General features: G+C 69.5%; 10 protein-coding genes. 3 read left to right on the top strand and 7 right to left on the bottom strand.

All coding sequences use genetic code 11. The features are described from left to right. Positions 1–27: 27 nt before the first annotated feature. The 4 genes from ACFSKW_RS32220 to ACFSKW_RS32205 all read right to left on the bottom strand — a co-directional run bounded on the left by ACFSKW_RS32220 (position 28) and on the right by ACFSKW_RS32205 (position 4,150). Entirely contained in the window at positions 28–993 is a 966-nt protein-coding gene (locus ACFSKW_RS32220) for a DUF1702 family protein (RefSeq protein WP_379576242.1), read from the bottom strand. Positions 994–1,200: 207 nt separating this feature from the next. Continuing rightward, entirely contained in the window at positions 1,201–2,226 is a 1,026-nt protein-coding gene (locus tag ACFSKW_RS32215; RefSeq protein ID WP_379576241.1) for a prenyltransferase, read from the bottom strand. Further along, positions 2,223–2,930 (bottom strand): class I SAM-dependent methyltransferase, encoded by a 708-nt coding sequence (locus tag ACFSKW_RS32210; protein WP_379576240.1) that lies wholly within the window; start codon positions 2,928–2,930, stop codon positions 2,223–2,225. Before ACFSKW_RS32210 ends, ACFSKW_RS32215 begins: the two co-directional genes overlap by 4 nt. Continuing rightward, the gene (locus ACFSKW_RS32205) at positions 2,924–4,150 is read right to left on the bottom strand and encodes a glycosyltransferase family 4 protein (protein WP_379576239.1); all 1,227 of its coding nucleotides are present in this window, start codon (positions 4,148–4,150) and stop codon (positions 2,924–2,926) included. The genes ACFSKW_RS32210 and ACFSKW_RS32205 overlap by 7 nt, the downstream gene beginning before the upstream one ends. A gap of 236 nt (positions 4,151–4,386) precedes the next feature. Here ACFSKW_RS32205 and ACFSKW_RS32200 point away from each other — a divergent pair, with 236 nt between their 5' ends. Together ACFSKW_RS32200 and ACFSKW_RS32195 are read left to right on the top strand one after the other, a co-directional pair. Further along, positions 4,387–5,391 carry a GDP-mannose 4,6-dehydratase gene (locus tag ACFSKW_RS32200; protein ID WP_379576333.1) on the top strand — a complete coding sequence of 335 codons (1,005 nt, stop codon included), beginning with the start codon at positions 4,387–4,389 and terminating at the stop codon, positions 5,389–5,391. A 229-nt stretch (positions 5,392–5,620) separates the two neighbouring features. Then, entirely contained in the window at positions 5,621–6,409 is a 789-nt protein-coding gene (locus tag ACFSKW_RS32195) for a DUF559 domain-containing protein (protein ID WP_379576238.1), read from the top strand. On the opposite strand, the gene ACFSKW_RS32190 is transcribed toward ACFSKW_RS32195, so the two are convergent. Further along, positions 6,410–6,820 (bottom strand): DUF2000 family protein, encoded by a 411-nt coding sequence (locus tag ACFSKW_RS32190; protein WP_379576237.1) that lies wholly within the window; start codon positions 6,818–6,820, stop codon positions 6,410–6,412. Between the two features lie 573 nt (positions 6,821–7,393). Between ACFSKW_RS32190 and ACFSKW_RS32185 the strand changes: the two genes are divergently transcribed. After that, positions 7,394–8,245 carry an AraC family transcriptional regulator gene (locus ACFSKW_RS32185; protein WP_379576236.1) on the top strand — a complete coding sequence of 284 codons (852 nt, stop codon included), beginning with the start codon at positions 7,394–7,396 and terminating at the stop codon, positions 8,243–8,245. Positions 8,246–8,912: 667 nt separating this feature from the next. Here ACFSKW_RS32185 and ACFSKW_RS32180 read toward each other — a convergent pair. Beyond that, the gene (locus ACFSKW_RS32180) at positions 8,913–10,097 is read right to left on the bottom strand and encodes a cytochrome P450 (protein ID WP_379576235.1); all 1,185 of its coding nucleotides are present in this window, start codon (positions 10,095–10,097) and stop codon (positions 8,913–8,915) included. A gap of 684 nt (positions 10,098–10,781) precedes the next feature. Beyond that, positions 10,782–11,978, bottom strand: a complete 1,197-nt coding sequence (locus tag ACFSKW_RS32175; RefSeq protein ID WP_379576234.1) for a cytochrome P450 — start codon at positions 11,976–11,978, stop codon at positions 10,782–10,784. Between the last annotated feature and the right edge of the window lie 133 nt (positions 11,979–12,111).

Below are 12,111 nucleotides of genomic sequence, written 5' to 3'. Positions count from 1 at the left end.
TCTACCTCGGCTACGAGTGAGCCGCCCTCACCGGTTCCTGTGGGTCCACACCCTGCGGGTGTGGGCCTGCCAGCCGAGCAGGTCCTCGTGCGTGTGCGGGTCGTGGCCGAGCCCGATCAGCGCCCTGTCCGCCCACGAGGCCGCCTCCTCCGGCTCCGCCCCCGCCAGCAGCTGGACGGCCTGAGCCGTACGGTCGGGCACGTGCCCCTCACGGAGCCTGGCGGCCGCCGCGAAGGCCGCGCCCTGCGTCAGATGGGCGCGGAAGCCGTCGGAGGCGGCGTAGGCGGTCAGCCTGCACATCTCGTCCACGTCCGCGCCGCCCACGTACGTGGCGGCGAACGCCACCCCGCTCCACAGGTCGGCCCTGCGCACCGCGGGGAACTCGGTGAGGCGCGCCGAGACGTCCTCGGGCGAGGCGCAGTCGTGGAACCACAGCATGCGCCCGAGCCCCTGGTCGAACAGGGCGCGCTGGCTCCTGGTGAGCAGGTGGGGGACGGCTCGTTCACCCACCATCGTGTCGGCGCGGGTGAGCGAGCGCTGGAAACCGAACCCGTCGACCGCCAGCCAGCGCAGCAGCGGGTGCGTGCTTCCCAGACCCCACAGCGGGCGCACGCGCAGCCCGGCGTAGGCGCGGCCCACGCCCAGATGCGCGGCGTGCTGGTGCCGTACGGCGGGACCGGCCAGGAGCTCCCGCAGGCGACGGCCCCTGGTCATGGTGAGCAGGTCGAGGGTCGCGCACGCCATCGCGGCGCCACCGTAGGCGAAGCCCCGCTGCTCGGGAGGCAGCTCGTCGATCTTGCCAGTCTCGTGGGAGAGGACGGCGTTGTAGCCGAGCACGTGCGAGCGTTCGGCGCGCTCCATGGCGGCGCGGGCGGGTCCAGATCTCAGGCGGAAGCGGCGCCTGCCCAGGTCGGCCTCGTCGGGATCCTTCGCCAGGAGGCGTCGGAGACCCGACGAGGGGGAGACGATCGGATCGGTCCTGACCTGATCCAAGAACGCAAGTGTGCCCGTGTCGCCCACTCTTCCCCCGAAGACGCATCGAACGGCCACTCACGAACCTAGTGAGCGCTTCGCGGCGGCCCTCGGCGGCGCTCCGCCTCTCGCGGCAAAGAAGCGGTAAAACGGCTTGCGGGTCCTAACGATCAGCCGGCGCCGGCGGGCGTGCCGTACGGGCGGTCGGCGCGTCCCGGTGCTCCCCGGTCATGCTCGCTTGTCGTACTGGAAGGGGTGGCTCTGGCCGGAGACGGGGATGTCGCGGAACAGGCCCGCGCCCTGCGTGAACCCGGACAGGGCGTCGGCGGCGAGGATCACGGCGGCGGCGGTGTAGCCGGAGCGCTCGTGCGGGAAGTGCTTGAGGTTGGCGAACTGCCAGCCGGTCCAGTACGAGCCGTCCTCGTGGCGCAGGTGCTGCATGTCGGCGAACAGCCGCTCGGCGCGCTCGCGGTCGCCGACCGCGTCGAGGGCCAGGACGAGCTCGCACGTCTCCGCGCCGGTCACCCACGGCTGGTCGGAGACGCAGCGGATGCCGAGACCCGGGACGACGAAGGTGTCCCACTCCTTGTCGAGCAGATCGAGCGCCAGGTCGCCGCGGACGGCGCCGCCGAGCACCGGGTAGTACCAGTCCATCGAGAAGCGGCTCTTGTCGGCGAACGCCTCGGGGGTGTTCTGCAGGGTGTTGGCCAGGCGGTCGGCGGCCAGCTCCCAGTGCGGCTGCGGGTCGTCCAGGCGGTCGGCGAGCAGGACGCCGCTGCGCAGCCCCTGGTGGATGCTGGAGCAGCCGGTCAGCAGCGCGTAGCCGGAGGGGCGGCCCAGCGCGTCGCGCTCCCACACGACCTCGCCGCGCGGCGTCTGGAGGTCGACGACGTAGTCGAGGGCCTTCTTGACCATGTCCCAGCGCCGCCGGGCGTTGTCCAGATCTCCCGTGACCAGGAGGTCGTGCCAGACACCGACGGCGACGTAGGCGGCGTGGTTGGTCTCACCGCCGCGCTCGACGGCCTCGCCCGCGACCAGCTTCATCGGCCACGAGCCGTCCTCGCGCTGGTGGGCCTCCAGCCAGGCATAGCCGCGCTCGACCTCGTCCTCGAGGCCCGCCACCGACATGGCCATGAGGCACTCGACGTGGTTCCACGCGTCTACATGCCCTTCGGGCCATGGCACGCCGCCGTCGTCCTCCTGGATGGCCGCGATGCTCAGTGCGGTCTGGAGGACGTGCTCCCGCGTGATCACGCAGGCTTCCTGATGTAGAGCACCAGGCTCTTGCCGACGACCTGGTTCAGCACGGCCTCGGCCACCCTGGTCGTCTTCGGGCCCTTCATGATGTCCCAGACCAGGAGCTGGTGGTACGCCTTCACCAGCGGGTGACTGTCGTTGTCGACACCCACCGCGCACTTGATCCACCAGTACGGCGCGTGCAGTCCGTGCGCGAAGTGATGCGGCCCGACCCTGAAGCCCGTCGCCTTGAGCTTGGCCCGCAGCTCCGCCAGCGTGTAGATCCTGATGTGCCCGCCAGGAGCCGTGTGGTAGTCCTCGCTCAGCGCCCAGCAGATCCGCTCGGGCAGGAACGCCGGCACGGTGATCGCGGCCAGCCCTCCAGGCTTGAGCACGCGCAGGATCTCCTGCATCGCGGTCGTGTCCTCGTGGATGTGCTCCAGCACCTCGGCGGCGATCACCCGGTCGAAGCTGTCGTTCTCGAACGGCATGTCGAGCGCGGTGCCCTGCACGGTCTCGCCCGTGCCCTTGGCCTCGCCCGTCTCCTCCATGGCCGCGAACATGGACTTGACGCCGTCGAGCTCGCCCTGGTCCATGTCGAAGGCGACCACGTCCGCGCCCCTGCGCAGCACCTCGAAGGCGTGGCGGCCGGCGCCACAGCCCAGGTCGAGCACGCGATGGCCCGGCCCGACCGGCAGCCGGGCGAAGTCGACGGTCAGCACTTGCCGAACTCCTCAATGGCCTCTCTGTAGGCCTCGACGGTCTTCTTGGCGACGACGTGCCAGGTGTAACGCTCCATCACGCGGTCGTAGCCCGCCTTGCCGACCCGCTCGCGCTCCTCGGGGTCGTCGTGCAGGCGGCGCAGCACCGCGGCGAGCTCCTCCGGGTCGCCGGGCGCGACCTGAACCGCGGCGTCCCCGACCACCTCGGGCAGCGCCCCCGTACGGCTGGCGACCAGCGGGGTGGCGCACGCCATGTGCTCGACGGCGGGCAGCGAGAAGCCCTCGTAGAGGCTCGGGACGACGGAGATCTCGGAGGTGGCGATCAGCTCGCCCAGCTCGTCGTCGGAGATGCCGTGGACGAAGCGGACCCTGTCCTGCAGCGAGAGCTCCTGGACGAGCTGCTCGGTGGGTCCCCCAGGTGTCGGCTTGCTGACGACGGTGAGGTTCACGTCGCGCTCGGTGGCCAGCTTGGCGACCGCCCTGAGCAGCGTCGCGACGCCCTTCATGGGGGAGTCGGCGGAGGCCACGGCGACGATGGAGCCCTTCCTCCTCGGCTTGTCGGGCCGCGGGTGGAAGTAGCGCGTGTCGACGCCGAGCGGGATCAGACGCATGTTGGCCTGCGGGACGTTGAAGTCGCGGTGGATGTCGGCCAGGCTCGACTCGCTCACCGTGAGGATCGGCTTCAGCCTCGGCGCCACCTTGGCCTGCATCTTCACGAAGCCGTACCACCTGCGCATGGTCAGCTTCTTGGCGCCCTTGGCCGCCTCGAGCTCGATGCGCCTGTCCACGCTGATCGGGTGGTGGATGGTGCCCACGACGGGGAACAGCTTCTGGATGCCGAGCAGGCCGTATCCGAGGGTCTGGTTGTCCTGGACGACGTCGAAGTCGCCGAGGCGCTTCTTCAGCTCGCGGTAGGCGCGCAGGGTGAAGGTCAGCGGTTCGGGAAAGCCCGCCGTCCACATCGTCCCGACCTCGAGCCAGTCGATCCAGTCGCGGTACTCGTGCAGCTTCGGCGTGCGGAAGGGGTCCTCGTCGCGGTAGAGGTCCAGGCTCGGAACCTTGTTGAGGATCACGCCCTCGTCCAGCTCCGGGTACGGCTGGCCGGAGAAGACCTCCACGTGGTGCCCCAGTGCGACCAGCTCTCTGCTGAGATGGCGGAGGTAGACGCCTTGGCCGCCGCAGGTGGGCTTACTCCGGTAGGAAAGCAGCGCGATCCGCACGGATACCCCTTTCTCCACCGGTACCGTGAAAGATGACCTTAGTCTGCGCACCTTACCATTGGGTAGGTATGCGGGGTCTCTTGTGGAATTGTTCCTCGCATGGCTTTCACCGGGCTCGAACTGGGAAGTTAGCCTGACCGAACTGCGTTCGGTGGAACGCGTTCTATGAGGCTTGATGCTTCCCCAGGGAACGTCGCTGTACATTCCCGTCCCAACGACTAACGATGGAGGACCCGTTGGCCAGGCGCGCGCTGATCACCGGCATCACCGGGCAGGACGGTTCCTACCTGGCCGAGCATCTGCTCTCCCTGGGCTACGAGGTGTGGGGCCTCGCCCGAGGGCAGGCCAACCCCCGGGTGTCGCGGATGCGCAAACTACTGGCCGACGTCCAGGTCGTCAGAGGCGACCTGCTCGACCAGGGGTCGTTGATCTCCGCGGTGGAGAAGGTGCAGCCCGACGAGGTCTACAACCTCGGGGCCATCTCGTTCGTGCCCATGTCGTGGGAACAGGCCGAGCTGACGGCAGAGGTCACCGGCATGGGCGTGCTGCGCATGCTCGAGGCGATCAGGGTGTGCTCGTCGCGTGGCGCCTCCATCCGGTTCTACCAGGCGTCATCCTCCGAGATGTTCGGGCAGGTCAGCGAGACGCCGCAGAACGAGCGCACGTCCTTCCACCCGCGCTCGCCGTACGGCGTGGCCAAGGCCTATGGGCACTTCCTCACCCAGAACTACCGGGAGTCGTACGGGATGTTCGCGGTGTCGGGCATCCTGTTCAACCACGAGTCGCCACGGCGCGGCGCCGAGTTCGTGACCCGCAAGGTGACGCTGGGCGTGGCGCGGATCAAGCTGGGGCTGGCCTCCGAACTGCGGCTGGGCAACCTGGAGGCGCGGCGCGACTGGGGATTCGCCGGCGACTACGTCAAGGCGATGCACCTCATGCTGCAGGCCGACGCACCCGAGGACTACGTGATCGGGACCGGGCGCACGCAGTCGGTGAGGGAACTGGTCGAGGCGGCGTTCAAGGCGGCCGACCTGGACTGGGAGCAGTACGTGGTGTGCGACCAGGCGCTGCACCGGCCGGCCGAGGTGGACCTGCTGTGCGCCGACCCGAAGAAGGCGCGGACGCAGCTGGGGTGGGAGCCCACGGTGTCGTTCGAAGAGCTGGTGGCGATGATGGTCGAATCGGACGTCCGTCTGCTGTCCAACGGCGGCGACCCCGACCAGGACAGCTCCTGGCCCTGACCACCCCTCCCGCGCTCCCGCGCTCCTGTCACGGCCGGCCGGTTCCCGTGTTCCACGGTTGGCCCGTACCCGCCTCGACGGGCACCTCCGCAGCACGGCGGCCGATCTGCGGGGAGCGCCATCAGAGTGCGCATTCGTGGGAGGGCGCGGCCCTGTGGACAACCGCGCCCCGTCCACAGAAACCCGCTCGGTCGCCCGCCCCTGGCCCCCTCCCCGCCAAGCTGACCCCGTGCAGACCTCCCTCCTCGACCGAGCACGCCTGTTCACCGGCCTCGTCCCCGGCTCCACCGCGTGCCGCCGCACTGCCGCCCACATCTGGGGCCTCAACGCCCTCACCGAGTGTGAGGACGAGTGGCCGGTCGAGCTTGCCATGCCGTACCCGGCCCATGTCCGGGGCTGCACCGTCCACCAGGCCACGCTTCCGCCCGCCGACGTGACCGAGCACAGGTCGGTCCGCGTGACCACCCCCGAACGCACCGCCTACGACTGCGCTCAGCACCTCCCGAGACGCGACGGCGTGGCCATCGTCGACCAGTTCCTGCGCCGAGGCGTCGACCACGACGCGCTGATGCGCCGAGCCACCGGCTTCCGCGGACTGTGGGAGACCCTCGCCATGGCCGACAAGGGCGCCGCCTCACCACGAGAGACCTGGCTGCGCGTCATCCTGGTCGAAGGCGGCCTGCCCAGGCCCACCACGCAGATACGCGTCGACCTGCCCAGTGACAGGCTCGCCTACCTCGACCTCGGCTGGCCCGAGTTCCGCCTCGGCGTCGAGTACGACGGCCACGAACACCACACCTCGCCCGCCGACCGCCATCGCGACGCCACCCGCCGTGCCGCCCTGCGCACCGCGGGGTGGCGCGTCATCCCCGTCAGACGCGACGTCATCCCCGCCCGCTCCGCCGACGTCGTCGAGCAGGTCGCCAACGCCCTCATCGAATGCGGATGGAAACCGGCTCCCACCCAGGTGACCCGCATTCTCGGCCGCCTGCGCGCCGCCCGCCGCCGACGTTGGTGATCACAGATGCAGCGACAACCCCTTCGTCACCTTGTCCACCGCGTTCTTCGGCCCGTAGATCGCCAACCCGACCAACTGCAGATCCTCGGCCTCCACCGCCCGCACCGCGGCCCTGTTGTCGTCGTCGTTGCCCGTCTTGAACAACTCTTCCGTGTAGACAGCCACCCGCAGCCCCCTGGCTATGGCGCGCTCCCGTACCCGAGCGAGCCCTTCCTCGTCGCTGGCGTAGACCAGCACAGGCTGCCTGAACATCGGGAGGTAGACGTTGCCCGAGCCGTCCTCGTACGGCAGCCCGACCGTCTCGGGCTCCCCGCCAGCCACGGCGCTGGAGAGGAAGGCGGTGACGTTCAGCTTCTGCCAGACAGCGAGGTCATCCCGGACCACGATGCCGATCTTCGTATCGAACCGCATGCCCCCAGCCTGCCCGCCCCGCCGAACCCGGTCTTGAACGCTCGTGCGCCCGACAAGACCCATCCCGCACGCCGACCCCCTTCAGAACCCCATCCAGCCCGAAACCCACGTAACCCACCGCGGGCCCCATCTCAACCCACTCCCGCCGCCCACGGACTCCTTCCACCCGTCACCGCATGGACCTTCCGGTCGCCACGGGCCGGTCCGACCCGTAGACGCCGCCATCTTCCGGCCTTCGGCCGCAGGGATTCCGATCAGCGGAGGGCGTCATTCGAGGCACCATCGTGTGCCGGGGGAGTCCCGCCTGCGGGCGGTCTCATCCAAGATCCCTTCCACATCCACCCGGGGGAGACCAGTGCGGCTCACCTGCGGCGAACAGCCATAACGATGTCCCGATCAGCGGGTGGTGCCAGCCCGGGTCTCTCATCGGCCCAGGAGGGACCGGTGCGGCTCACCTGCGGCGAGCAGCCATAACGATGTCCCGATCAGCGGGCGGTACCGGCCCGGGTCTTTTCCGCCTTCGGCCCCGGGAACCGGTGCGGCTCACCGGGGCCCAGCAGCCACAATGGAGGGGTGACGCGTGACTGGTCTTGCTACTGGCGCTCTCCCGACAGGCCGCTGGAGGCGATGCACGCCCACTTCGAGCAGCACGTCTACCACCGCCACAGTCACGACACCTACTCCTTCGGCGTCACCGAGATCGGCGCGCAGGCCTTCACGTGCCGGGGCTCGGCGCACACCAGCGCCACCGGCATGGTCATGGCGTTCAACCCCGACGATCCGCACGATGGTCACGCCGCGGACCAGTTCGGGTTCACCTACCGGATCATCCACATCGGGCCCGAGGTCGTCGCCGACGCCCTGGACACCACGGGCCACCGAACGGGCCTGCCCCTGTTCACCGACCCCGTTCTCGACGATCCCGTCCTCGCTCATTCGCTGCACGCCTTCCACCTCGCCCTCCTCGGCGGCGCCTCAGCCCTGCGCCGCGACGAACTGCTCAGGGCCACGGTCGCCGCGATGGTCCGCCGCGGCAGCACCACCAGCCGAGCATCCGGCGGAACACTCCGGACGGGCGGAGCACCCCGGACGGGCGCCCAACTCATCGCCGAACGCGTCCGCCGCCGCCTCGACGACTCGCCGCTCGACGACCTCACCGCCACCGACCTCGCCGCGGCAGCCGGATGCAGCCGCTTCATGGTCTACAGGGCGTTCCAGGCCGCGTACGGCCTCGCCCCGAGCGACTACCAACGCCAGCTCAGGCTCAGAACCGCCCGCCGCCTCATCGCCCGAGGCCTCCCTCTGGGCGAGGTGGCCGCCCAGTCGGGCTTCGCCGACCAGAGCCACCTGACCCGCTGGTTCACCCGCACCTACGGCGTGACCCCCGGCACCTACCGCAGAGCAGGCCGCCAGCCCACGGGATGATCACGCGCCTCATCCCGCCTGCGAGAAGAGGCCTCCACCTTGTCTTCAACGAGCGGTCCACCCGAGGTCCGCGAGTGGCCCACTTGGGTTCGCCAGCCAGGCAGCTCCGGGCTGGGACCTGGCGTGGCGCAGGGCGATCCGGTCGGGGTCCAGGCCGGGGGATGATCTGGCCAGGGACCGGGGTCGGGCTGATCCGGCCGGCTTCCGGGGGCGATCTGACCGGGGGCCGGGCCCGGGGGCGAATCCGGCCAGGGTTCGGGGGCGATCTGGTCGGGAGCCGGGCTCGGGGGTGATCTGGCCGTGATCTGGGGTCGGGCTGATCCGGCCGGCTTCCGGGGCGATCCGACCGGAGTCCGGGCCCGGGGGCGAATCCGGCCCGGGTTCGGGGGTGATCCGGTCGGGGTCCGGGCCCGAAGGTGATCCAGCCGGGGTTCGGGCTCGGGGGGTGATCCGGCCGGTGTGTGGAGGCGACCCGGCCGTGATCCGGGGCCGGGGATGATCTGGCCGGGGTTCGGGGGCGATCTGGCCGGGGTCCGGGGCAGGGAAGATCCGGCCGGGGTCCTGGGGCGATCCGGCGGGGGTCCGGAGGCGGGTGGACCTGATCCGGACGCGGGGTTGGAGGATCCGGTTGGGAGTCGGGACTGGAAGAGCTGGTTGGGGGGTTGGGTCAGGAGAGGGTGACGGGGAGATCTTTGATGCCGTTGATGAAGTTCGAGCGCAACCGCCGTGCCTCTCCCGTTTGGCGCATGCGGGGGAACCGCCGGGCCAACTGCTCGAACAGCACCCGCAGTTCCAGCTTGGCCAGGTGGTTTCCGAGGCAGAAGTGCGCCCCTCCGCCTCCGAAGCCGATGTGCGGGTTGGGGCTGCGTCCGATGTCGAACGTCTCCGGGTCGGTGAAGACGGAGGCGTCCCTGTTGGCCGAGGAGTAGAAGACGACCACCTTGTCGTCCGCCTTGACCTGCCGGCCGCCGAGTGTGAGGTCGGCGGTGGCCGTCCTGCGGAAGAGGTTCACGGGAGAGACCCATCGGACGATCTCGTCGGCGGCGGTCCTGGCGAGCGTGGGGTCGGCGGCCAGCCGTTCCCACTGGGACGGGTTCTCGAAGAGGGCGAGCATCCCGCCGGACGCGGCGTTGCGGGTGGTCTCGTTGCCCGCGACGACGAGGAGCAGGACGAACAGCTCGAACTCGTTCTCGGTGAGGCTTTCGCCGTTTTCGTCTGGTTGGAGGAGCTTGGTGACGATGTCGTCGCGTGGCTCGGTACGGCGTTGGGCGGCCAGGACGGAGGCGTAGGAGTAGACCTCCGTGGCCGCGGCGCCGCCCTCTTCGGGGGAGGAGGCGTAGTCGGGGTCCTGGGCGCCGATCATGCGGTTCGACCAGGTGAAGAGCTTGTCGCGGTCGGCGACGGGGGCGCCGAGGAGTTCGCAGATCACGTAGAGCGGCAAGGGGGCGGCGATCTCGGTGACGAAGTCGGTCTCTCCCGAGCACTTGTCGAGAAGATCGTCGCAGATGTCGCGGATGTGTTGTTCGAGGGCGCTGATCGTGCGAGGGGTGAAACCGCGGTTGACCAGGGAACGCCGCCGGGTGTGCTCGGGCGGGTCCTGGTTCAGCATCATCATCCGCTGGAGCTCGCGCTGCTCTTCCGGCATCTCGTTGAACAGGGCGAGTCTGCGCGCCGACGAGAACAGGTCCGAGTGGCGGGAGACGTGGGTGACGTCCTCGTGCCGGGTGACGGCCCAGAAGCCCGGCTCGCCGGGATGCCAGTAGACGGGCGCGTTCTCCCGTAGCCAGCGCAGTTGCTCGTGTGGGGGTCCGAAGGCCGCGTAGTGGTCCTGATCGACGAGATCGATGTGCACGAGCCGTCACCTCGACTTGATCAAGCGCTTGGTAGGAGCAGTACTGAAACGTGTTCTATTACAGGCCCGCACGACGGTCAAGGCACGAGAGCCGCCGAGGAGGTCGGTGCGGCCCCACGACCTCGGCGTTCCGAGGGCCCCGTAGCCATGGCGTTCCGAGAGTCGCACGGACGTTCCGGCGGCCTCGCGACCCCAACGTCCGAGATGCTGACCAGGTCCGGCGGCCTCGCGACCTCGGTGTCCGAGATGCTGACCAGGTCCGACGGGCCCCTCGACTCGTGGGCGTCCCTCGACCGGCTGGAGGGTCGCGCAAATGCGGCGTTGCGAGGGGCGCACGACCGTGCCGTTCCGGTGGCCTCGCGACCTCGGTGTTCTAGGTGCTGACCAGGTCCGGCGGGCCTCTCGGCTCGTGGGGTGTCTCTCGACGGGCTGGAGGGTCGCGCCAATGCGGCGTTGCGAGGGGCGCACGACCGCGCCGTTCCGGCAGCTTCGCGACCCGGTGTCCGAAGGCCTCGAGGCCGTGGTGTCTCAGGCATCGGATCTCGGCGTTCTGGCGGCTCGCGATCGCCGTGTCCGGAGGCGTCAGGACTGCCTTTGCGTTCCGACAATCGCACCACTGCGGCATGGGAGGGGCTCGCGACTGCGGTGTTCTGCCGAGCACCCGACTGCGATGGGCCGACGGTCTCACGAGCTCGGCGGTCCGAAGGAGACCCGCATCTCCTTGATGCCGTTGATGAAGTTGGACCGCAGCCGGCGGACCTCTCCTGCCGGAGCGATGTCGGGCAGGCGGCGGGCGATGGTCTCGAACAGGACCCTCAGCTCCATCCTGGCCAGGTGGGCGCCCAGGCAGAAGTGCGGTCCGCCGCCGCCGAAGCCGAGGTGCGGGTTCGGGTCCCGGCCGATGTCGAACACGTCGGGACGCGCGAAGACGGAGGGGTCGCGGTTGGCGGCGCTGTAGTAGACCACGATCTTGTCGCCTCGGCTGACCGGCTGCCCGCCGATGGTCGTGTCGGTCATGGCGGTCCTGCGGAACTGCATGACGGGCGTGGCCCACCTGACGATCTCCTCGACCGCGGTGTCGAGCAGGGAGGGGTTCGCCACCAGCCGCCGCCACTGCTCGGGATGGTCGAAGAACGCCTTCATCCCGAGCGAGGCCGCGTTGCGTGTCGTCTCGTTGCCCGCTACGGCCAGCAGGATCGTGAACATCCCCACGTCGTCGGGCGACAGCACGGCCCCGTCGGCGTCCGGTGTGATCATCCTGGTGATCAGGTCGTCGCGGGGGTCCTCGACGCGGTCGGCCGCCAGCGCGTTGCCGTACGCCATCAGCTCGGTCCCCGCTGCCTGCCCGTCCTCGTACGTGGTCTGGAACTCGGGGTCGTCCCAGCCGATGAGCCGGTTCGACAGGTCGAACAGCAGGTCCCTGTCCTCCACGGGCGCGCCGAGCAGCTCGCAGATCACCTGCAGCGGCAGGGGTGCGGCGACCTGGGTCACGAAGTCGCCCTCGCCCGAGCAGCGATCGATCAGGTCGTCGCAGACCTCCCTGATGTGCTGTTCGAGCTTCCCGATCATGCGAGGGGTGAATCCCTTGTTGACCAGCGAGCGCCGCTTGGAGTGCTCGGGCGGGTCCTGGTTGAGCATCAGCAGCCGCTGCAGCTCCTTGTCGGGCTCCGGGTACTCGCCGCTCATCGCCAGGCCCTCGTAGGAGGAGAACAGCTCCGGGTGCCTGGAGACGTGCACCACGTCGGCGTGCCTGGTCACGGCCCAGAACCCAGGAGTCTGCGGGTCCCTGTGCCAGTGCACGGGGGAGTGCTCCCGCAGCCATGCCAGATCCCGGTACGGCACGCCGCGCTCGTAGACGGACGGGTCGTAGAGCTCGATCATGCGGCCACTCCTGTTTTGATCAAGCGCTTGGTTTTGTAAGTGTTCTATTACGGTCCTGTACGCCCGTCAAGGACTCATGCGCCACTAGCTAGATTGCATTCCTAACTAGCTTGTTCTACCGTCTAAGTCGTAC

It is taken from the genome of Nonomuraea mangrovi (assembly GCF_042681425.1).
Lineage (GTDB): Bacteria > Actinomycetota > Actinomycetes > Streptosporangiales > Streptosporangiaceae > Nonomuraea > Nonomuraea mangrovi.
The sequence above is the reverse complement of the archived record's forward strand: the minus strand, read 5'-3'. Positions and strand labels throughout refer to the sequence as shown.